The organism is Streptomyces sp. NPDC002602 (assembly GCF_042889445.1).
Taxonomy (GTDB): Bacteria; Actinomycetota; Actinomycetes; order Streptomycetales; family Streptomycetaceae; genus Streptomyces.
The window spans coordinates 65,014-85,231 of the sequence record NZ_JBIAQX010000016.1 but is presented as its reverse complement, the minus strand read 5'-3'; the positions used below and the strand labels follow the sequence as shown (position 1 = coordinate 85,231).

Annotated in this window: 19 protein-coding genes; 12 read left to right on the top strand and 7 right to left on the bottom strand. The window is 73.5% G+C overall.

Annotated elements, in window-relative coordinates; genetic code table 11:
• Positions 1-211: 211 nt before the first annotated feature.
• On the top strand, positions 212-1,651 hold the full coding sequence (locus ACFYW3_RS31140) for an alkaline phosphatase PhoX (protein WP_351759414.1): 1,440 nt from the start codon (positions 212-214) through the stop codon (positions 1,649-1,651).
• A 29-nt stretch (positions 1,652-1,680) separates the two neighbouring features.
• Here ACFYW3_RS31140 and ACFYW3_RS31135 read toward each other — a convergent pair whose 3' ends face one another.
• From ACFYW3_RS31135 to ACFYW3_RS31120, 4 genes are all read right to left on the bottom strand, one after another.
• Positions 1,681-1,857, bottom strand: a complete 177-nt coding sequence (locus ACFYW3_RS31135; RefSeq protein ID WP_199826603.1) for a hypothetical protein — start codon at positions 1,855-1,857, stop codon at positions 1,681-1,683.
• 101 nt (positions 1,858-1,958) lie between these two features.
• A complete protein-coding gene (locus ACFYW3_RS31130; protein WP_389388039.1) occupies positions 1,959-3,239 on the bottom strand; it encodes a TerD family protein in 1,281 nt (426 codons plus the stop codon).
• Positions 3,240-3,389: 150 nt separating this feature from the next.
• Positions 3,390-3,608, bottom strand: a complete 219-nt coding sequence (locus tag ACFYW3_RS31125; protein WP_053678540.1) for a hypothetical protein — start codon at positions 3,606-3,608, stop codon at positions 3,390-3,392.
• A 101-nt stretch (positions 3,609-3,709) separates the two neighbouring features.
• Positions 3,710-5,254, bottom strand: a complete 1,545-nt coding sequence (locus ACFYW3_RS31120; RefSeq protein WP_351761180.1) for an aldehyde dehydrogenase (NADP(+)) — start codon at positions 5,252-5,254, stop codon at positions 3,710-3,712.
• A 147-nt stretch (positions 5,255-5,401) separates the two neighbouring features.
• Between ACFYW3_RS31120 and ACFYW3_RS31115 the strand changes: the two genes are divergently transcribed.
• The 8 genes from ACFYW3_RS31115 (at position 5,402) to ACFYW3_RS31080 (ending at position 13,863) form a co-directional block, all read left to right on the top strand.
• Entirely contained in the window at positions 5,402-6,208 is an 807-nt protein-coding gene (locus ACFYW3_RS31115; RefSeq protein ID WP_351761177.1) for an IclR family transcriptional regulator, read from the top strand.
• 278 nt (positions 6,209-6,486) lie between these two features.
• Positions 6,487-7,386: a hypothetical protein gene (locus ACFYW3_RS31110; RefSeq protein WP_389387997.1), complete on the top strand. Its 900-nt coding sequence runs from the start codon at positions 6,487-6,489 to the stop codon at positions 7,384-7,386.
• A gap of 230 nt (positions 7,387-7,616) precedes the next feature.
• Entirely contained in the window at positions 7,617-9,035 is a 1,419-nt protein-coding gene (locus ACFYW3_RS31105; RefSeq protein WP_389388038.1) for a sensor histidine kinase, read from the top strand.
• Positions 9,032-9,772 carry a response regulator gene (locus ACFYW3_RS31100; RefSeq protein WP_389387996.1) on the top strand — a complete coding sequence of 247 codons (741 nt, stop codon included), beginning with the start codon at positions 9,032-9,034 and terminating at the stop codon, positions 9,770-9,772. The genes ACFYW3_RS31105 and ACFYW3_RS31100 overlap by 4 nt, the downstream gene beginning before the upstream one ends.
• A 62-nt stretch (positions 9,773-9,834) precedes the next feature.
• A complete protein-coding gene (locus ACFYW3_RS31095) occupies positions 9,835-11,283 on the top strand; it encodes a penicillin-binding protein 2 (RefSeq protein ID WP_351761164.1) in 1,449 nt (482 codons plus the stop codon).
• Positions 11,284-11,346: 63 nt separating this feature from the next.
• Positions 11,347-11,877 (top strand): GNAT family N-acetyltransferase, encoded by a 531-nt coding sequence (locus ACFYW3_RS31090; protein ID WP_351761161.1) that lies wholly within the window; start codon positions 11,347-11,349, stop codon positions 11,875-11,877.
• Between the two features lie 116 nt (positions 11,878-11,993).
• A complete protein-coding gene (locus ACFYW3_RS31085; RefSeq protein ID WP_351761186.1) occupies positions 11,994-12,710 on the top strand; it encodes a DsbA family oxidoreductase in 717 nt (238 codons plus the stop codon).
• Positions 12,711-12,804: 94 nt separating this feature from the next.
• Positions 12,805-13,863 (top strand): aminotransferase class V-fold PLP-dependent enzyme, encoded by a 1,059-nt coding sequence (locus ACFYW3_RS31080; RefSeq protein ID WP_351761158.1) that lies wholly within the window; start codon positions 12,805-12,807, stop codon positions 13,861-13,863.
• 207 nt (positions 13,864-14,070) lie between these two features.
• Here ACFYW3_RS31080 and ACFYW3_RS31075 read toward each other — a convergent pair whose 3' ends face one another.
• Positions 14,071-15,138 carry an aminotransferase class V-fold PLP-dependent enzyme gene (locus tag ACFYW3_RS31075; protein WP_351761155.1) on the bottom strand — a complete coding sequence of 356 codons (1,068 nt, stop codon included), beginning with the start codon at positions 15,136-15,138 and terminating at the stop codon, positions 14,071-14,073.
• A 66-nt stretch (positions 15,139-15,204) separates the two neighbouring features.
• Here ACFYW3_RS31075 and ACFYW3_RS31070 point away from each other — a divergent pair, with 66 nt between their 5' ends.
• Both ACFYW3_RS31070 and ACFYW3_RS31065 read left to right on the top strand, forming a co-directional pair.
• Positions 15,205-16,308, top strand: a complete 1,104-nt coding sequence (locus ACFYW3_RS31070) for an amidohydrolase family protein (protein WP_351761152.1) — start codon at positions 15,205-15,207, stop codon at positions 16,306-16,308.
• Between the two features lie 284 nt (positions 16,309-16,592).
• On the top strand, positions 16,593-17,552 hold the full coding sequence (locus tag ACFYW3_RS31065; RefSeq protein ID WP_351761149.1) for an SCO1860 family LAETG-anchored protein: 960 nt from the start codon (positions 16,593-16,595) through the stop codon (positions 17,550-17,552).
• A 32-nt stretch (positions 17,553-17,584) separates the two neighbouring features.
• On the opposite strand, the gene ACFYW3_RS31060 is transcribed toward ACFYW3_RS31065, so the two are convergent.
• Both ACFYW3_RS31060 and cobC read right to left on the bottom strand, forming a co-directional pair.
• Positions 17,585-17,893 (bottom strand): hypothetical protein, encoded by a 309-nt coding sequence (locus ACFYW3_RS31060; protein WP_389387995.1) that lies wholly within the window; start codon positions 17,891-17,893, stop codon positions 17,585-17,587.
• Positions 17,894-17,938: 45 nt separating this feature from the next.
• Positions 17,939-19,360, bottom strand: a complete 1,422-nt coding sequence (gene cobC / locus ACFYW3_RS31055; RefSeq protein WP_389387994.1) for an Rv2231c family pyridoxal phosphate-dependent protein CobC — start codon at positions 19,358-19,360, stop codon at positions 17,939-17,941.
• Positions 19,361-19,469: 109 nt separating this feature from the next.
• On the opposite strand from cobC, the gene ACFYW3_RS31050 reads away from it, so the two are divergent.
• Positions 19,470-20,213 (top strand): ZIP family metal transporter, encoded by a 744-nt coding sequence (locus ACFYW3_RS31050; protein ID WP_351761140.1) that lies wholly within the window; start codon positions 19,470-19,472, stop codon positions 20,211-20,213.
• Positions 20,214-20,218: the final 5 nt, after the last annotated feature.

Below are 20,218 nucleotides of genomic sequence, written 5' to 3'. Positions count from 1 at the left end.
GCTGTCGGCGGGCACGCCCCGGGGCTCGCGGCCGACGGGCTCGTCCGGGGTGCACAACACGCCGATCATGGGCCGGAGTTCGCCATTCCGGGCGGCCGTGAGGGGACGGTTCGCGTTCGTGGGTAGTTCAGCCGCCGTTCACGTGCGGGCGGGAGCGTGTGCGCCGACGACCGCACGACAGGCGCCCCACCTCCCCACCCCAGGAGATCCGATGCCGCTCACCCGTAGAGACTTCACCGCCCGCACCGTGATCGCCGGTGCCGGAGTCGCCCTCACCGGAACCGTCGGCGCCCTCGCCACCGCCCCCGGAGCACTCGCGGCCGACGACGGCACGCGGCACGACGAGCACGGTCGCCCGCACGGCCCCGGATACGGCCCGCTCGTGCCCGACCCGGCCGGAATCCTGGCCCTCCCCGCCGGATTCAGCTACCGCGTGATCACCCACAGCGGGGTCACCACGCTCGACTCGGGAGAGACCACCCCGTCCAACCACGACGGGACGGCCGCGTTCGCGGGACATCGGGGCGTCACCCTCCTCGTCAACAACCACGAGTTGAAGGGCCCGCGCACGGGCTGGCAGCGCCCCGTCCCGCTCGCGGAAGGCCTCGTCTACGACCCGGCCGCCGCCGGTGGCTGCACGGTCGTCGAGGTCCGGCGCGGCGGCGAGGTCGCCGAATGGGTGGGCATCGCCGGCACCTCGACCAACTGCGCGGGCGGAGCCACCCCTTGGGACACCTGGCTGACCTGCGAGGAGAACTCCGACCTCGCCGGCAAGAACGGCATGACCAAGGACCACGGCTACGTCTTCGAGGTGGACCCGCACGACCGGCGGGCCAACCGAGACCCCAGGCCCGTCAAGGCCTTCGGGCGCTATGACCACGAAGCCGTGGTCATCGACCCGCGCCAGGGCCACGCGTACCTGACGGAGGACGCCTCCGGCCCCAACGGGCTGCTCTACCGCTGGACCCCGCCGCACGGCTTCCGGCACGGGCGGGGCAGGCTCCGTACCCTCGCGCCGGACGCGGGCGTGCTCGCCGCGGCCAAGTGCTTCGACCGCAACGGCCGGTTCGTCGACGACCTCTCGCGCGCCACCGCGATCGGCACCGTGTACGGGGTGGACTGGGTGGAGGTGCCCGACCGCGACGCGCGGACGACGCCGGTGCGCAAGCAGTTCGCGGACACCGCGGTGACCCGGGGGCGCAAACTGGAGGGCATGTGGTGGGCCGACGGGGGCGCGTACTTCGTCTCCTCGTTCGCCCGCGCGGAGAGCCCGGGCGCCCCGCACGACGGCCAGGTGTGGTTCTACGACCCCAAGCGGCGCACGATCAGGCTCACCGTGCTGCTCGGTGTGAACGCCGACCCGTCGAAGGACGGCGTCTACGACGGCCCCGACAACATCACCGTGTCCCCGTACGGAGGCCTGGTCATCGCGGAGGACGGGACGGGGCTCCAACACCTGTTCGGCGCGACGGAATCGGGGCGCACCTACCCGCTGGCCCGCAACGAGCTCAACATCGGGACGGACGAGTCGCCCGAGTACTCGGAGTTCACCGGCGTGTGCTTCTCACCGGACGGGCGCACCCTCTACGCGAACATCCAGGACCCGGGCATCATGCTGGCCGTCACCGGGCCGTGGCGGCGCGCCCGCTGAGGCGGGGCGCGGCCACGGCCGACGGCGCGCTACTGGGTCGCCGCGGTCTCCGAGCGGGAGGCGGCGGCCCATTCCTCCAGGAGGAATTCGTACGCGTCGGAAGGCCACTCACCGCCGACCCCGGTCTCTACGAGGTGCCGGATCGCCTCGTTCGCCTCTGCGGCGGACGGGCGGGCCGGACCCGCGGGCTGGAGTGTCTTGTGCATGGCTCAAGGCTACGGGCGGGCACTGACGGGCATCGCCGATTCGGAGGTGCAATCGCTCACCCGAATCGGCCTTTGGTAGCGCCATGTGCCCGCCCACCTGCTCAGAGTGCCTGCGAGGCGGGTTTGACCATGCCGCGCACTGTGCGGGACTTCACAAAGTCCCCGATGGCCGTCATCTCCCACTCACCACTGAACTGCTTGATCAACTTGGCCATCATCACGCCGGTTTGGGGTTCGGCGCCCGTGAGGTCGAAGCGCACGAGCTCCTCCCCGCTCGCCGCGTCGATCAGACGGCAGTAGGCCTTCGCGACCTCGCTGAACTTCTGGCCGGAGAAGGAATTGACCGTGAAGACCAGCCCCGTCGCCTCGGCGGGCAGTCGGCCGAGGTCCACGACGATCACCTCGTCGTCCCCGGCGCCCTCGCCGGTGAGGTTGTCGCCGGAGTGCTTGACGGCGCCGTTCAGGATGGACAGCTTGCCGAAGTAGCAACTGTCGATGTGGTTGCGCTGGGGGCCGTACGCGATGACCGAGGCGTCGAGGTCGATGTCGCGGCCGCGGAACGCGGGCTCCCAGCCGAGGCCCATCTTGACCTGCGAGAGCAGCGGACGGCCGCCCTTGACCAGGGAGACGGTCTGGTTCTTCTGGAGGTTGACCCGCCCCTTGTCGAGGTTGATCTTCCCGGCGCCGGGGGCGGCCGCGGGGGCAGCGGGCGGGGCGGCGGGGGCGGGCGTGGGCGTGGGGGCGCCCCACGCCTGGGCGGGGGCCGGGGCGGCGGGGGTGGGCGTCGAACCCCCGAGCCAGGGGGAGGGCGGGTACTGGGCGGGCGGTGCGGCGGGCGGTGCGGGCGGCGCGGGGGGTGCCGACGGAGCGGCCGCGGCGGGGGGTGGCTCCTCGTCCACGGAGACCCCGAAGTCGGTGGCGATGCCGGCGAGGCCGTTGGCGTAGCCCTGTCCGACGGCGCGCACCTTCCACACGCCGCCGCGCAGGTAGACCTCGACGACGACGAGCGCGGTCTCGGAACCCAACTGGGGCGGGGTGAAGGTGGCGATCACCGCGCCGCCGACCGCGTCCCGCACCGTGGCCGTGGGCTCGATGCCCTGGAAGGTCTGCCCGGCGGCGTCCGGGCTGGCGGTGACCACGATCCGCTCGATGCCCGGCGGGACGGCGCCGGTGTCCACCGTGATCGAGTCGGGCGTCGACCCGCCCCCGGACCGGTGGCTCACACCGGGGCCGGTCGGCTGGTTGTAGAAGATGAAGTCGGCGTCGGAACGCACCTTGCCGTCGGCGGCGAGGAGGAGTCCCGATACGTCGAGCCGCACCGGAGCAGCCACGTCCACCGTCACCCGGACGGTGTTGAGCGGCAGATTGGAACCAGGGGTCATAGCGGTCATGCCCGGAGAACGACCGGAGGGGCTTTGCCGTTCCCTTACCTTCGCGGGATATTTCCGCGGACGGACGGACGGACGGCCGGGCGGGCGGCCGGGCGGACGGGCCGGGCCGGGGCGGTTGTGCCGGGCCGGGGTCCGGTGGGCTCAGCGCTGGTTGCGGGGGTGGTTCCTGGCGGTGCGCTCGTTGCCGAACTTGTAGGCGCCGGTCCAGCGCGCCATCACCAGTTGGGCGTCGCCCGACTCCACCTCCGCCAGGAACTTCTCGGCGCGGCCGCCCCGCAGGGTGCCCGCGGCCCGGCCCCGGTGCGTGATGACGACGGAGTCGCCCTGTCTCTCGTACGTGAATCCGTGCGGTTTCGGCATGACGCGCAGCCTGCCGGGCCGAGGACCGGGCGGGCAACGGAATATGCGGTCGTCGCGTCGTTGGGTGGCCGGGTGGCCGGGTGCGGAGGCGGTTCGTGGGCTCAGCGCTCCGATGTGCGGACCGGCTCCCCGGTGACCCGGCGGGGCAGGCCCAGCGGGTTGGCCGCGCGCAGTTCCACCGGCAGCAGGGCATCCGGTACCGACTGGTAGGCCACCGGCCGCAGCCAGCGCTCGATGGCGGTGCCGCCGACCGACGTGGAGTGCGAGGTCGCCGCCGGGTACGGGCCGCCGTGGTGCTGGGCCGGCGCCACCGTCACCCCGGTCGGCCAGCCGTTGACGACGATCCGTCCCGCCAGGCCGGTGACCTGCTCGATCAGTTCGCCGGCCGGTCCGGGCGCGCCCGCGGTCTCGGCGTCGGAGAGCTGGAGGGTGGCGCTCAGGTTTCCGCCGAGGAGTCCCAGTACCCCGGCCGCCTCGCGCTGATCGGCGTACCGGACCACGACGGTCACCGGGCCGAAGCACTCCTCCAACAGCACCTCGTGGGCGCCGCCCGCCAGGAGACGCCCGGCGTCGACCGTCAGATAGCCCGCACCGACGGTGTGCTCCCCACCGGAGCCGGGGGTCACGGGTGCGGTGACCCCGGGCAGGGCGGCCCGCTCGCCGACCCCGGCGACGAAGTTCTCCCGCATCCGGTGGTCCAGCAGCACGCCGGGTTCGGTCTCGCCGAGCGCCTTGGTGAGGGCGGCGGCCAGCCGGTCGCCGTCCCCGCCCGAGGGGACCAGTACCAGCCCGGGCTTCACGCAGAACTGGCCGACCCCCAGGGTGACGGAAGCGGCGAGTCCGGCGCCGATCTCCTCGGCGCGCTCGGCGGCCGCCGCCGGGGTGACCACGACGGGGTTGAGGGAGCCGAGTTCGCCGTGGAAGGGGATGGGGACGGGCCGCGCGGCGGCCGCGTCGAACAGGGCCCGGCCGCCCCGGATGGAACCGGTGAATCCGGCCGCGGCCACGAGCGGGTGACGCACCAGTTCCAGGCCGGCCTCGAAGCCGTGCACCACCGCGACGACCTCCGCGGGCAGCCCCGCCGAGACCGCCGCCCGGCGCAGCAGGGAGGCGCACAGCTCGGAGGTGGCCGGATGGTCGGGATGGGCCTTGACCACCACCGGGCAGCCCGCGGCCAGCGCGCTCGCGGTGTCCCCGCCGGGTACGGAGAAGGCGAGGGGGAAGTTGGAGGCGGCGTAGACCGCGACCACGCCCAGCGGCACCTTGTAGCGACGCAGGTCGGGGCGTGGCGGGCTCAGCGCCGGGTCGGCGTGGTCGATGCGCACGTCGAGGTACGCGCCCTCGTCCACGGCGTCGGCGAAGGCGCGCAGTTGGCCGGTGGTGCGGGCGAGTTCGCCGGTGAGGCGGCCCGGGCCCAGCGCGGTCTCGGCGTCGGCCGCCTCGATGACGTGGGCGGCGGACTCGTCGAGCAGATCGGCAGCGGCGCGCAGGAACGCGACCCGCGCGGTGCGGTCCGTCAGGGCGCCGCGGGCGGCGTGGGCCGAGCGGACGGCCTCGTCCACCTCCCCGGGTGTGGCCTCCACCGCAACCTGTTCGCGCTGCTTCCCGGTGCGGGGGTCCACACTCCAGACTGGTGTTGCTGCCATGGCGCACTGCCTCCTGGATCTACCCTGACCCGCGCGGCGGCGTTCAGTACTCTGAACGCCGTTCCGATGGATGAATGATCACATCCATCGTGGACTCTATTTCCGCGTCTTCCGGGTTGACAAGAGACAAGAGGGGCACGAAGCCGAATGACCACAGCTGAGTCCGCCGGGTCGGGGGGTGCGGAGCCGGGGGGTTCGGGCGCTCACGCGGCCGTCAAGTCGGCGGTTCGCACGGTGCTGTTGCTGGAGCACTTCGCGGCGCGGCCGGGGCTGCACAGCCTCGCCGACATCCAGAACGACCTCTCCCTGCCGAAGTCCAGTCTCTACATGCTGCTGCGCACCCTGGTGAACCTGGGCTGGGTGGAGACGGACGCGACCGGGACGCGGTACGGCATAGGTGTACGGGCCCTCCTCGTCGGCAGTTCGTACATCGACGGCGACGAGGTGGTGGCGGCGGCCCGGCCCACCCTGGACCGGCTCTCCGACGACACGACGGAGACCATCCACCTGGCCCGGATGGACGGGACGAGCGTGGTGTACCTCGCCACCCGACAGTCCCGGCACCACCTGCGGCCGTTCACCCGGGTCGGGCGGCGGCTGCCGGTCCACTCCACGGCGCTGGGCAAGGCACTGCTGGCCACGCACACCGACGACGAGGTGCGTCGGCTGCTGCCGCGACGGCTGGAGGCGGTCACCGAGCACACCATCACCGACCGCGACCGGCTCGTGGACGAGCTGGCACTGGTGCGGGAACAGGGCTACGCGGTGGACCGGGAGGAGAGCACGCTGGGGCTGCGCTGCTTCGGTGTGGCGGTGCCGTACCGGACGCCGGCGCGGGACGCGGTGAGCTGCTCGGTGCCGGTGGCCCGGCTGACGGACGGGCACGAGCACCTGATCAAGGCGGCGTTGTTCGAGGCGCGGGACCGGCTGTCGGTGGTGACGCGGCGGATGTGACGCGGGGCGGGTGCGCCGGGGGACGTGACGCGGGGCGGGTGGGCCGGTGGGCCGTTCGGCCGGGGCCGGTCGGCGGAATCGATGCGTCCTCCCCCGCGTGGGGGAGGCGGTTCCCCCATGAGGGGGAGGTGTGGCGGGGCGGCGCACGGGACCGTTGAGGCATGACCGGACCAGCAGTTCATCCGAGACCGACGACCTCCGACCCACGACCGTCGTCACCCGCGCCCGCGCCCGAGCCCGCACCCGCGCTGGGGGCCGGGCGGCGGATCCTGCGCGCCGTGGCGATCGCCGCCACCGTGCCGTATCTGACCCTCAAGGCCGCCTGGCTGGGCGGGAGTCACCTGGGCGTACCCGACGGCAGTGTCCTGCTGGGACCGGGGCTGTTCTTTCCCCTGATGAACGCCCTCTCCCTGGTCATGGACTCGGGGGTGGTGCTGCTCGCCCTGGTCCTCACCCGCCCTCGGGGCCTCCGGGTGCCGGCACGCCTGTTGACCGTCCCGGTCTTCATCGCCACCGGACTGCTCACGCCGATCGTCCTCGGATTCCCCGGCCAACTGCTCATGGCGGCGCTGGGAGCGGGCCCGGACACGGCCGAGCGCGCGGCGCGCGAGCCCTTCCTCGACCCCTGGGTGTTCAACGTCGTCTACCCGGGGTTCATGATCCAGGCCGTGGCCCTGGCCGGGCTGTTCGTGCCCTACGCGCGGCAGCGCTGGGGCCGGCGGTGGCAGGGACGCCTGGGCGAGCGGCTCCCGCCGTCCACGGGGGTGGTGGCGGGAGCCGCGGCGGTCATGGCCCTGGCGGTGGCCGCCGCGTACGTGTACTGGGGTTTGGGCGGCACGGTCGGACAGAACCCGACGCAGATCGCGCGGTACTCCTCGGATTCGGGAGTGGTGTCCGTCGCCCACGCGATATGTGCCCTGGCCGCGGGGGCGGGTTCGGTGTGGCTGGCCCGGGGCGGGCGCAGCCGGGCGCGGGGGCCGTTGGCCGTCGCCTGGATCGGCTCCTCCGCGACGCTGAGTTGGGCGATGTGGCTCGCCCTCGCCCTGCTGGGCGCAGGGTCGGGGCCCGGGGAACGACCCACCGCCGGGACGCTTCTGCTCTACGCTGCCCAAGTGATCATCGGACTGCTCGCCACCACGGTCCTCACGCGGTTCCTCGCCGCCCGACGCACGGCCTGAAGGACCGGCGACGACACGCGGGCGGAAGGACCGGTCGGGTCCGGTGCGACGGCCGGATTCCGTGGGGGACCGGTGCCGACGGGTTCGATGGGTCGGGGTCGGGTCCGGTGGGTCGGTCGGGTTCTGTGGGGTGGTGGGGTCCGGTGCGTCGGTGGGGGCCGTGGGGCCGGTGGTTCGGGGCGCGGGCACGGTTGCGCTGGGTGCACCAGATACTCGGCGGAGCCCTGTTGATGCCGTACTTCCTGCTGACCCAGGTGGTGGTCGGGGTGGTCGCGGGCGGGCGCAACGCCCTCACCTCCCTCCCGCTGGCCCTGGCCGCCTACGGGGCGGCCCTGCCCCTCGCCGCCGCGACCGGGACGTTCGGGTTGGTCCGGCCGATGTCGGTCGCCGCGGTGCGCGCCTTGTGCGGGGTACCGGGGGAGGGGCTGGCGGACGGCCCGGCCCGCTCCTGGTCGGCCCGGGTGCGCGGCTCGGCCTGGTGGACCGCGCACCTGGGGGTGGGTGCGCTGGTCAGCGGGATGTGCCTGGCGTTGCCGCCGCTGGCGGTGTTCCTCATCGTGGCACCGTTCACGGGCTCGGTGCGGCACTCCGACCTCGGGCTGTTCTGGCTCGACGGCGAGGCCCGGGCCTACACGACCCCGCTGCTCGGGGTGGCCCTGCTCGTCGGGGTCGGGTGGTGCGTCGCCGGCGCCGGGGCGCTGTTGGCCCGGCTGGCGCCGGTCCTGCTCGGTCCCACCCCGGCGGACCGGCTGGCGGCGGCCGAGGAGAGGGCCACCGACCTGGCGGTGCGCAACAGGCTCGCCCGCGAGCTGCATGATGCGGTCGGGCACGCGCTGAGCGCCGTCACCCTTCAGGCGAGTGCGGCCCGGCGGGTTCTGGACCGTGACCCCGGGTTCGTGCGCGAGGCGCTGACCGCCATCGAGGAGACCACTCGCCGGACGGTCGGTGAGCTGGACGCGGTGCTCGGTCTGCTGCGCGAGGGGGAGGGGCAGAGCGGCCGGGGTGGCCCGTACGGGCCGGGTACGGAACCGGCTCCCACCCTCGCCGGTGACCTCGACGGGCTGCTGGCCCGCTCCCGAGCCGCCGGTACCCCGATCACCGCCCACCTGGACCCCGGGCGGGCCGGTGACTGGGCCCGGCTTCCGGCGATCACCTCCCGCGAGGCCTACCGGATCGTCCAGGAGGGCCTGAGCAACGCCCTGCGTCACGGGGACGGGACCGTGGGACTGCGCATCGTGCTGCGCGATGGCCATGACGGCCCCGGCAGCGTTGACGGCGACAGCGACAGCGACAGCGACGGCGACAGCGACGGCGACGGCGACGGCGGCCGGGTCGGGAACGGCGACGGCGACCACGACCGCCATCAGGGTCCGCAGCCGCAGCCGCAGCCGCAGCATCCGTACCGGCATCCGCCCGGGCACGGGCAAGGGCAGCGGCATCGGGTTCGGCAGCGTGAACTGGAGATCACCATGACCAATCCACTCGCCTCCCCCGGGGCCGGGGAGCGTGACCGCCGGGTCACCGGAGGCCGGGGCCTGCGCGGGATCGGTGAGCGGGCCGCCCTGCTCGGCGGGGCCGTCGAGGCCGGGCCGCACGACGGCCTGTGGCGGTTGCGGGCCGTCCTGCCGCTGGGCGGGGGCGGGAGATGACCCGGCCCGCACTGCGCGTCGTGATCGCCGACGACGAGCGGATGGTGCGTACGGCCCTCCGGGTCATCCTGGAGGCCGAACCGGACATGGACGTGGTCGGCGAGGCCGGCTCCGGGGCCGAGGTCGTACCGCTGGTCCGTTCGCTGGAGCCCGACGTGGTGCTGATGGACGTCCGGATGCCCGAGATCGACGGCATCCGGGCCACGGAGCGGATCCTCGCCACCATGGACGCCCCGCCCCGGATCGTGGTCGTCACCACCTTCGAGAACGACTCCTACGTGTACGAGGCGCTGCGCGCCGGCGCCGCCGGTTTCCTGCTGAAGCGGGCCGACCCCGACGAGCTGATCGGCGCGGTCCGGCTCGTCGGCCGCGGTGACTCGCTGCTCTTCCCGGCGGCCGTCCGATCCCTGGCCGCCGCGTACTCACCCACCGCGTACGCATCCGCCGCGCGGACCGGAACCCCGCAGTCCGGACCCGGGCACTCCGGCACCCCGCACTCGGCCGCCGGCCCGTTCGGCGTGGCCCCGTGGGTGGCCCGGCTCACCGATCGCGAGGCCGACGTACTGCGCCTGATCGCCACCGGACTCTCCAACCACGAGATCGGCGAGCGGCTCGGCGTCGGCCCGCAGACGATCAAGACGCACGTGACCGCCGTCCTCGCGAAGACCGGGTCCCGGGACCGTACACAGGCGGTCATCGCGGCCTACGAGGGAGGCTTCCTCATGAAGAAACACTGAGAACCCCGCCACAATCGGGCCGGAGTGGAACGCTCGGAGCCGTTGACACGTCCTTCTTGAGGATGAACAAAACGATCAGGCGTGCGTCGGTCTTCTGTCTGCTTCTGGTGTTGGCCCTGCTGGTCCGCGTCACCTGGGTGCAGGCATACCAAGGCCAGGCCCTCGCAGACGACAAGAACAACCGACGGAACCTCATCGGGCAGTACGAGAACCCGCTGGGCAACATCATCGTGGGCGGGGAGTCGATCACCGGCTCCGTGAAGACGGGCGGCAAGGACTTCGGGTACAAGCGCACGTACACCGACGGTCCGCTCTACGCGCCGGTCACCGGGTTCAGCTCCCAGGCGTTCGGCACGTCGATGTTGGAGGGTGTCTACAAGAACATCCTCAACGGCTCCGACAACCGTCTCAAGACGATGATGGACACGCTCACGAACAAGCGGGCCGCCCCGGGCAACGTCCTGACCACCATCGACAAGGGCGTCCAGAAGGCCGCCTACGACGCGCTTCAGGGCAAGCAGGGCTCCGCCGTGGCCATCGACCCGGCGACCGGCGAGATCCTCGCCGTCGTGAACAATCCGTCGTTCGACCCCGGTCGCATCGCCGGAGCCAACGACACGAAGGCCTGGGCGGAACTGTCCGCCGGGAACGGCAAGGCCATGGAGAACGGGGCACTGCGCAAGCCGCAGGCCCCCGGATCCACGTTCAAGCTGGTCACCCTCGCGGCGGCGATCGAGAACGGGCTGGTCACGAGCATCGACCAGAACACCTCCGTCCCGGGGAACTACACGATTCCCGGCACCACGACCAAGCTCAAGAGCGAGGTCCCCGACGAGATGTGCAACAACGTCTCGTCGCGCACCGCCCTGAGGCTGTCCTGCAACAACGTGTTCGCGGAGTTCGCGCACAAGCTGGGCCAGGACAAGATGCTGAAGATGGCCGAGAAGCTCGGCTTCAACGCGCAGATCGACACCCCGGTGCGGACGAACCCGCCGAGCAAGTACCCCTCGAAGAAGATGTCGGCCGACCAGGTCGCGCAGACGGGTATCGGCCAGTTCGACGTGCAGGCCACCCCGCTCCAGATGGCGATGGTGACCGCCGCGATCGAGAACGGCGGCAAGCTCGTCGGCCCGCACATGGTCTCCGAGGTCACGGACGCCAACGGCAACGTGCTGGAGAGCCTGAAGGACCCGAAGACCGACGAGGTCATGAGCGCCAAGACGGCCTCCATGCTCCAGGACGCCATGCGGACGGTCGCCACCGAGGGCGGCGGCAGGCCCGCCCAGGTCGCGGGCGCCGAGGTGGGCGGCAAGACGGGTACCGCGCAGCGCGGCGTGAACAACAGCCAGTCCCCGCTCGCCTGGTTCACCTCGTACGGAAAGGCCGGCGACCGGCAGATCGCCGTGGCGGTCGTCATCGAGAACTCGGACACGGACCGTTCCGAGATCGGCGGCGGCCGGCTGGCCGCGCCGATCGCGCAGAAGATGATGTCGGCGTGGCTGAAGAAGTAGCCGCCTCGAACGCGTAGCCGACGCGCCGGGAACCGACACGGTTCCCGGCGCGTTTCCCTTCCCATGATCCGGACCGCGCTCCCCGCCGATCTCGACGCCATCGCCGCCCTCCACACCCGGGCCCGCTCCACCTACTACCGGGGTCGGGTGCCCGAGGCGGTACACGGTGGGGACGCGGGGTTCGCGCGGACCCGCGAGGGCTGGTCGCGGGCCGTCGCCAGGGCCGGCGCCGAGGGCGGGGTGTTCTGCGCGGAGCAGGGCGGGGTGCTCACGGGGGTCGCCGCGTTCCGCACCGCCGAGGGGCAGGCCACGCTCACCCAACTGCACGTCGACCCCGACCACTGGCGGCAAGGCACCGGGGCGGCCCTGCACGCCGCCTGCCTGGACGTCTGGCGTCGGGCGGGCGTCGATCGGGTACGGCTGGAGGTCTTCGAGCACAACCTGCGCGCCCAGGCCTTCTACGCCTCGCGCGGATGGCGCCCGGATCCCGCCGCCGACCGCTCCGGGTCCCACCTCACGCTCTGGTTGCGGGTCGCGGGCGCCGCGGAGCCCCGGTCGACGGCGGCCGGCGCGCGCCCGCTGTCCGGGGAATGAGACGACCCCCCGGTTGGTTGAACCCGAAACCGCCGTGCCGCGAAGGGCGCGGTCCCCGGCCGCGTCCCCGAACCAGGAGACCGGCCGTGTCCACGAACACGGAGAGAAGAAGGAACATGCGCGTCGAGATCTGGAGCGACATCGCCTGCCCCTGGTGCTACATCGGCAAGGCCCGTTTCACGAAGGGTCTGGCCGAGTTCGCGCACCGCGACGAGGTCGAGGTCGTCTTCCGGTCCTTCGAACTCGACCCCGACGGAGCCAAGGGCGTCGTGTCACCCGTCGTGGAGATGCTGGCCAAGAAGTACGGCCGCACCCTCGACGAGGCGCGCGGCATGGAGGAGCACGTCGCGGCGAGCGCACGCGCGGAGGGGCTCACCTACCGGGTCGAGGGGCGCGACCACGGCAACACCTTCGACATCCACCGCCTGCTGCACCTGGCCGCCGCCCGCGGCCGCCAGGAAGAGCTGCTCGACCTCGCCTACCGCGCCAACTTTGCCGAGGAGCGCAGCGTCTTCGACGCCGAGGTGCTGATCGCGCTGGCCGTCGAGGCCGGACTGGACGAGGCGGAGGCCCGTACGGTCCTCGCCGACTCCTCCGCCTACGCCGAGGCGGTACGGGCCGACGAGCGCGAGGCCGCCGAACTGGGCGCCAACGCCGTGCCGTTCTTCGTCTTCGACCGCCGCTACGGAATCTCCGGCGGCCAGCCGGCCGAGGTGTTCACCCAGGCCCTGGAGCAGGCCTGGGCCGGACGCGAGACCCTCGCACCGGTGGCCGCGGCCTCCGACGCGGAGGTCTGCGAACCCGACGGGGCCTGCGCCGTACCGAAGGCGTGATCAAACCGGCATAAGCGGATCTTCGGGCGGGCGCCCGGAACCCGGTGATGGACCGGTGGTGGACTGTGGGGCGTTCGCGGCCCACAGTGACTCCATGGACCTTCCGCTTCCCGAGGCCGTCCGGGCCGAGTTCGCGCACACCACCACCTACCTGAACACCGCCACCTGTTGTGTCCTCCCGCGTTCCGCGGTCGCGGAGGTACGGGCCCTGGCCGAGGCGGCCGGGGCCGGACTCCCCGGCGGATCCGGCGACTTCGACCGGGTGAACCGGGCGCGGGACTCCTTCGCGCGACTGGTGGGGGTGCCGTCAGGGCGGGTGGCCGTCGGCTCGACCGTTGCCGGCCACGTCGGCCTCGTCTCGGCCTCCCTGCCGGCCGGCGCCGAAGTGCTGTGCCCCGAGGGCGACTTCGCCTCGGTGATCAACCCGTTCGTGGTGCGCGCCGACCTCAAGGTCCGGTTCGCCCCGCTGGAGGCGATGGCCGAGGCCGTGGGCCCGGACACCGCACTGGTCGCGTTGAGCGCCGTGCAGTCCTCCGACGGCCGCACGGCCGACCTCGCGGCGGTGCGCGCCGCCGCGGCCGCGCACCGCGCACGGGTCCTGGTGGACGCCACCCAGGCCGCGGGGTGGATGCCCTTCGACGCGTCGCCGTACGCCTACACGGTCACCGCCGGCTTCAAGTGGCTGCTCGGCTCGCGCGGGGTCTCGTACCTGACCGTCTCGCCGGAGGCCCAGGAGGACCTCACCCCCCTGCACGCGGGCTGGGCCGCCGCCGGGGCGCCGGCGGACGCCACCTACGGGCCGATGTCCCGACCGGCCGACGGGGCACGACGCTTCGACGAGTCCCCGGCCTTCCTCGCCTACCACGCCGCCGCACCCTCACTGGCGCTGCTGGAGCGGATCGGCGTCGCCGCCGTGCACGCCCACGACACCGCGCTGGCCGCCCGCTACCGGGCCGGCCTCGCCCGCATCGGCCACGAGCCCGTCCCCGGTGAGTCGCCCATCGTGTCGGTGCCGGGCCTGGCCGACCGGCAGCCCGCGCTCCAGTCGGCCGGCATCGCCGTGGCGGCCCGCGCCGGTTCCCTGCGGGCCTCGTTCCACCTGTACAACACCGAGGCGGACGTCGACAGGCTGCTGGACGTCCTCGCCGGCTGACCCCCACGCGGCGGCCCCGGGGCCCGGCGATTCCAGCCCCGCCCACACCTGCCCCCGGGGCCCGGCGATTCCAGCCCCGCCGGCGTTTGAGGCGCGGGGTCCGGGGCGGAGCCCCGAAAGCCCGGCGCAGCCGGGGCCGCTCCGCGCAACCGCCCCCCCGCCCCGAACCGGCGCCCCGCGCTCAACCGCCCCGCCCCCCGCCAGACGTCACCAGGCCGCGGACGCCGCCGCCACCGCCTCGGCCGGGTCGGCGGACAGCGCCGCGGCCAGGGCCGTCAACGCGCCCCGCACCACGGCCAGGTCGGCCGCCGCACCGTAGTGGTTGACCCGGAGCATCTCCTCGGCCAGCGCCCCGCCACCCGCCGCGAGCGGGGCCGACGGGTCCACCGACAGCGCCTCGGCCACCACCGCCGACGCCCCGGGGACCCGCAGGGTGGTCGCCACCGGCGCGGCCTGCGCGGCCACCGTGACGTACGGGGCCACACCCAGCGCCGCCGCGCCGGCGCGGGTGGCCCGCGCCGCCGCCGCGTGCCGGGCCTCGACCGCGGCCAGGCCCTCGGTCGAGATCCGCTCCAGGCAGGCCTCCAGCGCGAGCATCTCCAACTGCGCCGGCGCGTGCGGCAGCGCCGTGCGACCGCCGTCGATCCAGCGCTCCTTCCAGTCCAGCAGCGACAGGTACGAACGGCGGGGCGCGGCCGGGTTCTCCGCGAACCGGGCCCACGCCCGCTCCGACACCGACACCATCGAGACGCCCGCCGGACCGCCCATCGCCTTCTGTGCGCCGATCACGCACAGGTCCACGCCCCACGCGTCCGGGAGCAGGGGCTCCGCGCCCACCGAGGCCACCGCGTCCAGCATGAACAGCGCGCCGTGGGCCCGTACGACCTCGCCGATCGCCGCGATCGGGTTGGTGTTCCCGGTGGCCGCCTCGGCGTGCACCAGCGAGACGAAGTCGATCTCCGGGTGTGCCCGGAGCGCCTCGGCGACCTGCTCGGCGGTCACCGCGGTGTCGTACGGCACGGCCAGGTCCACCACGCTCGCCCCGCAGTCGCGCAGCCAGTTGCCGAAGGTGGTGCCGTACGGCCCGGTCACGACGTTCAGCGCCGTCGAACCCGGCCTGGCCCCCGAGCGGATGCAGCCCTCCAACGGCAGCAGCGCCTCGCCCTGGGTGATCACCACGTCCTGTCGGGTGTCGAGGAGTTCCGCGACACCCCGCTCGATCGACGCGAAGCGCGCGGCGGTGAGCGGCGGAAGGTCCAGCAGGGGGTGGTTCACGGCGGTGCTCTCTCCTCGTCCGGGGTTACCGGTCGAGCCTACCGAGCACCCGCGTAGGGTGCCGACATGAGCGATGTGAGCGGTCCCGGCGATGTGCTGCACGTGAGGGGACGGGTCCTGGTGGGGCCCGACGACGTACGCGACGAGCTGTGGGTCGTCGCCGGCCGGATCTCGTACGAGCGCCCGCGCGGCGCCCGCGACGTCACCGAGGTGTCCGGCTGGGCGCTGCCGGGCCTGGTCGACGCGCACTGCCACGTGGGGCTGGACGCGCACGGGCCCGTGGACGCCGCCACGGCCGAGGTGCAGGCACTCACCGACCGGGACGCCGGGACCCTCCTGATCCGTGACGCCGGATCCCCCTCCGATACCCGTTGGATCGACGACCGCGAAGACCTCCCGAAGATCATCCGCGCGGGCCGGCACATCGCCCGCACCCGTCGCTACATCCGCAACTACGCCCACGAGATCGAGCCGGCCGACCTCGTCGAGTACGTGGGCCGCGAGGCGTTGCGCGGCGACGGCTGGGTGAAGCTCGTCGGGGACTGGATCGACCGCGACGCCGGTGACCTGACGGCCTGTTGGCCGCGCGCCGAGGTCGAGGCGGCCATCGCGGAGGCCCATCGCCTCGGGGCCCGCGTCACCGCGCACTGTTTCGCGGAGGACTCGTTGCGCGATCTGGTCGAGGCCGGCATCGACTGCGTCGAGCACGCCACCGGTCTGACCGAGGACACGATCCCGCTGTTCGCGGAACGCGGGGTGGCGATCGTGCCGACCCTCGTGAACATCGCGACGTTCCCGAAACTGGCGGCGGGCGGTGACGCCAAGTTCCCGCGCTGGTCCGCGCACATGCGCCGGCTCCACGAGCGCCGCTACGACACCGTCCGGGCCGCCTACGACGCCGGGGTCCCGGTGTACGTGGGCACCGACGCGGGGGGCTCCCTGCCGCACGGCCTGGTCGCCGCCGAGGTGGCGGAGCTGGTGAAGGCCGGAATCCCGCCACTGGAGGCCCTGTCGGCGACGGCCTGGGCGGCCCGGGAGTGGCTCGGCAGGCCCGGTCTGGTCGAGGGTGCGCCGGCGGACCTCGTGGTCTACGCGTCCGACCCGCGCGCCGACGTGCGGGCGTTGGCGCAGCCGCTGCGGGTCGTGGTCGACGGCAGGGTCCGCGCCTGAGCGCCGTGTTGTGGCGCGGTTGACCGGGCGTGACGTCGCGGGGCCGTTCGTCGTTGTGGATGCCTGATCAGGGCGCTCGGACGCGGTGGGAGGGAACTCCCGTTCCTTCCACAGCGCATGGATTCGAATGCGCGTGTGGAAACCACCCTTTGGGGTGAACTCACCCGAGGTGGCCGCCCGTTCACTCACAGTGCGTAAAGATTCCCAGGGTCGAGGCCGTCGGCGCGCGCAATGTCCCCCATTGGCGCCGCGACGGCACCCATCTCCCCGGGGGTTCCACCATCTTGAACAGCAACACCTTCCGCATGCCCGCGGCCGCCCTGCTCGCGACGGGGGCGGTGGCCCTGCTCACCGCACCGCCCGCCTTCGCCACGGGTGGCGGTGGCGCCGGGAGTGAGGGCAAGGCCGGAGCCGTCGTCCTGCGGGCCGGGCTGGACGTGGGTCTGCTCAACAAGAGCGTGCACGTCCCGCTGAAGACCACGCTCAACGAGGTCAGCGCCCCGGCGGCCGCCGAGAAGACCGTGCTCTCCGTGGCCCTCGACGGGGTCGACAAGGGCAAGCCGGTGAACGTGCTGTGGGCCGAGGCCGCCACGTCCAAGGCGACCGCCGACAAGAAGCGCGCCGAGGCCGAGGTCAACCTCGCCAAGGCCAAGGTCCACGTCCCCGGACTGCCGCTCCTCTCCCTCATCCAGGTCGAGAAGGTCACCTCCAAGGCGGTGTGCGAGGCCGGGAAGAAGCCGGTGGCCCGCGCGAACGTCCTGGGCAACGTCTCCGTCCTCGGCAAGAAGGTCACCCTCACCGCCGGCGGCCCCACCAAGGTGGAGGTGCCCAAGGTCGGGCTGGTGAGCCTGGAGCTGTCCGCCGCGGAGACCACCTCCAGCACGGCCGCCGCCGCCGCGCTCCGGCTGAAGGTGTCGGTGAACCCGCTGGACCTGAACGTCGCGCAGGTCGCGGGCGACATCGTGTTGGCGGAGGCGCACTGCGAGTCCCCGTCGGGTCCGGCGCCGAGCGCCTCCGCCCCCGCCCGGCCCGACGTCAAGCCCCAGGCCGGGGCCGGGACGAACGTCGTCACCGGCTCCAACGTCACCGCCTCCGAGCCCGCGGCCACCCCCGCCGGCGCGAGCAACCTCGCCGAGACCGGGGCGGCTTCGGTGACCCCCTGGGTGGCCGGCGGCGCGCTGCTCCTGCTCGGCGTCGGCGCGGGCGCGCTCGTCGTGACCCGGCGCGGCCGGATGACCCCGTAGCGAAGGGCGCCGGCGGGTGACCGCGGTCGGGTTCAGCGGGTGGCGTGCTCCAGTCCCCGGGCATGCGCGCCGCGCGAGGCCACGGCCGCGGTGATCTGCCGGTCGACGGCGGCGTACCGGCTCCGATCGGCCGCGGACAGGGCGGTGTCGTCGGCGGCGCAGGAGGTGCAGACGACCCGGAACGGCGGGGTCATGTCCGAGTACTGCGTCAGGTACTCGGCCTTCACCGCCTCCCAGCGCCCCGGCCGGCCCTTCGCCGGCGAGAAGGTGAAGCGGGGGATCGAGGACATGTCGCCGCGCGCCTTGTCGGCCTCGTGGAAGCCGGCCACCTGGTCGCCCATGCCGAAGACCACCCAGGTGCCGTTGATCTTCCGCTCGGCCCGTGGTCAGCGGCTCGTCAGGGCCAGCGCGTGATCCAGGGCCTGGAGGAGACGGCCCGTCGTGGCCCGGTCCCGCACCGCCAGCCGCAGCCACGACGGGTCCAGCCCGGGGAACGTGTCACCCCGCCGCACGGCGAAGCCCAGGGCGCGCAGCCGGGTCCGTACCTCCGCCGCCCCGGCCACCTTGATCAGGACGAACGGCCCCTGCGCCACCCCCGCCACCGTGACCTCGTCGAACTCCGCGAGCCCGGCCAGCAGGTGCGCCCGGTCCACCGCGATCCGCCGCGCGGCCGCCTCCGCCTCGGCAAGCGCCGCCGGGGCCACGCAGGCCTCCGCCGCCACCAGCGCCGGAGTGGACACCGGCCACAGCGGTTGCGCCGCCGCGAGCTTCGCGATCACCGAGGGCTCCGCCAGTACGTAGCCGATCCGCAGTCCCGCCAGCCCCCAGGTCTTGGTCAGGCTCCGCAGCACCACCAGTCCCGGCACGTCCATCCGCCCGGCCAGCGCCTCCCGTTCACCCGGGACCGCGTCCATGAACGCCTCGTCGACCACCAGGATCCGGCCCGGCCGGGCCAGCGCCGCCAGGTCCGCCGCCGGGTGCAGGACCGACGTCGGGTTGGTCGGGTTGCCCACGATCACCAGATCGGCGTCCTCGGGCACCTCGGCCGGGTCCAGCCGGAACCCGTCCTCCGCGCTCAGCACCACCCGTTCCACCCGGTGCCCGGCGTCCCGCAGGGCCGCCTCGGGCTCGGTGAACTGCGGATGCACCACGACGGGCCGTTCGGCGCCCAGGGCCCGTGCGATCAGCACGAAGGCCTCCGCCGCACCCGCCGTCAGCAGGACGCGCTCCATCGGCAGCCCGTGCCGGTCCGCTACGGCCGCGCGGGCCGCCCGGCCGTCCGGGTACGCGGCGAGGTCCCCGAGACTGTCGGCGATCCGCTGCCTGAGCCACTGCGGGGGCGTGTCCGTCCGTACGTTCACGGCCAGGTCCACCAGCGCCTCACCCGCGTCCAGCACCTCGGCGTCCCCGTGGTGGCGCAGGTCGTGGGCCTGTGCGGTGGCCACGGCGCAGGTCGCGGCCATCGACCGGCGCTTGGGCACCAGGAGTTCCCCGCCTCCCGCGAGGGCGGCGGCCTCGGCCACCGAGGAGGTCCCGGCCGCGTCGCGGACCGCGTCCGAGGGATGCGGCACCACGATGGCGGCCAGCCGTTCGGCGGAGTAGCCGACGAGCGGTACGCCGAAACGTTCCGCCGCCCCGGCGAGACCCGCCTCCGCCGTCTTCGACTCCACCGTGGCCAGCGCCGTCACCGACCCGGTGGCCAACCCCGCACCCCGCAGCGTCTCCTCGACCAGGGCGCAGACCTCCGCCACGGAGACCCCCGCGCGTCCGCCCACCCCCACCACCAGTGGCGTCACGTACTCACCCACGAGGTCCTCCCTCCGTCGTCACTCTCGACATCACATTCGTCAACACGCTGATGCCCGCCACCCGCGAACGGAAATGCGCGAGCCGCCCCCGCCCGGTATCCAGGGGCGCATGGCGGTGATCGTGGCGTTGGGCGCGTTCCTGATGACGCTGGCGGGCGGATGGACGGCGCAACGCGTGACGGACCGCCGCCACCTCGTGCTGGGCCTGGCCGGCGGGCTGATGCTCGGCGTGGTGGGCCTGGACCTGCTCCCGGAGGCGATGCACGCGGCGGGCCGGGAAGTCTTCGGCGTCCCGCTCGCGCTGCTGCTCTTCGTCACCGGCTTCCTCGTCGCGCACGTGGTGGAACGACTGCTGGCCGTGCGGCAGCACGCGCACGGCGCCGCGGACGGGGACGGCGGCGAGCACGGCGGCCGGGTCCCCGAGGTCGGTCTCACCGCCGCCGCCGCGATGGTCGGCCACAGCCTCGCCGACGGGGTGGCCCTCGGCGCGGCCTTCCAGGTCGGCGGCGGCATGGGGGTCGCCGTGGCGCTGGCCGTCATCACCCACGACTTCGCCGACGGATTCAACACGTACACCCTGACCCGGCTCTACGGGAACGACCGCCGCAAGGCGCTGATGATGCTGTTCGCCGACGCGGTCGCGCCCGTCGTGGGCGCCGCGTCCACTCTGCTGTTCACCCTTCCGGAGGAACCTCTCGGAGCGTACCTGGGCTTCTTCGGCGGTGCCTTGCTGTACCTGGCCGCCGCCGAGATCCTCCCCGAGGCGCACCACAAGCACCCCGCCCTGTCCACGCTGATGTGCACGGTGGGCGGGGTGGCCGGCATCTGGCTCGTGGTCGGCCTCGCGGACTGAGACCA

What these genes read in the sequence shown, in the direction of transcription:
- ACFYW3_RS31140 (WP_351759414.1), top strand. Translation starts at nt 212, where the DNA reads ATGCCGCTCACCCGTAGAGACTTCACCGCCCGCACCGTGATCGCCGGT.
- ACFYW3_RS31135 (WP_199826603.1), bottom strand. Translation starts at nt 1,857, where the DNA reads ATGCACAAGACACTCCAGCCCGCGGGTCCGGCCCGCCCGTCCGCCGCA.
- ACFYW3_RS31130 (WP_389388039.1), bottom strand. Translation starts at nt 3,239, where the DNA reads ATGACCCCTGGTTCCAATCTGCCGCTCAACACCGTCCGGGTGACGGTG.
- ACFYW3_RS31125 (WP_053678540.1), bottom strand. Translation starts at nt 3,608, where the DNA reads ATGCCGAAACCGCACGGATTCACGTACGAGAGACAGGGCGACTCCGTC.
- ACFYW3_RS31120 (WP_351761180.1), bottom strand. Translation starts at nt 5,254, where the DNA reads ATGGCAGCAACACCAGTCTGGAGTGTGGACCCCCGCACCGGGAAGCAG.
- ACFYW3_RS31115 (WP_351761177.1), top strand. Translation starts at nt 5,402, where the DNA reads ATGACCACAGCTGAGTCCGCCGGGTCGGGGGGTGCGGAGCCGGGGGGT.
- ACFYW3_RS31105 (WP_389388038.1), top strand. Translation starts at nt 7,617, where the DNA reads ATGCCGTACTTCCTGCTGACCCAGGTGGTGGTCGGGGTGGTCGCGGGC.
- ACFYW3_RS31100 (WP_389387996.1), top strand. Translation starts at nt 9,032, where the DNA reads ATGACCCGGCCCGCACTGCGCGTCGTGATCGCCGACGACGAGCGGATG.
- ACFYW3_RS31095 (WP_351761164.1), top strand. Translation starts at nt 9,835, where the DNA reads ATGAACAAAACGATCAGGCGTGCGTCGGTCTTCTGTCTGCTTCTGGTG.
- ACFYW3_RS31090 (WP_351761161.1), top strand. Translation starts at nt 11,347, where the DNA reads ATGATCCGGACCGCGCTCCCCGCCGATCTCGACGCCATCGCCGCCCTC.
- ACFYW3_RS31085 (WP_351761186.1), top strand. Translation starts at nt 11,994, where the DNA reads ATGCGCGTCGAGATCTGGAGCGACATCGCCTGCCCCTGGTGCTACATC.
- ACFYW3_RS31080 (WP_351761158.1), top strand. Translation starts at nt 12,805, where the DNA reads ATGGACCTTCCGCTTCCCGAGGCCGTCCGGGCCGAGTTCGCGCACACC.
- ACFYW3_RS31070 (WP_351761152.1), top strand. Translation starts at nt 15,205, where the DNA reads ATGAGCGATGTGAGCGGTCCCGGCGATGTGCTGCACGTGAGGGGACGG.
- ACFYW3_RS31060 (WP_389387995.1), bottom strand. Translation starts at nt 17,893, where the DNA reads ATGGGCGACCAGGTGGCCGGCTTCCACGAGGCCGACAAGGCGCGCGGC.
- ACFYW3_RS31050 (WP_351761140.1), top strand. Translation starts at nt 19,470, where the DNA reads ATGGCGGTGATCGTGGCGTTGGGCGCGTTCCTGATGACGCTGGCGGGC.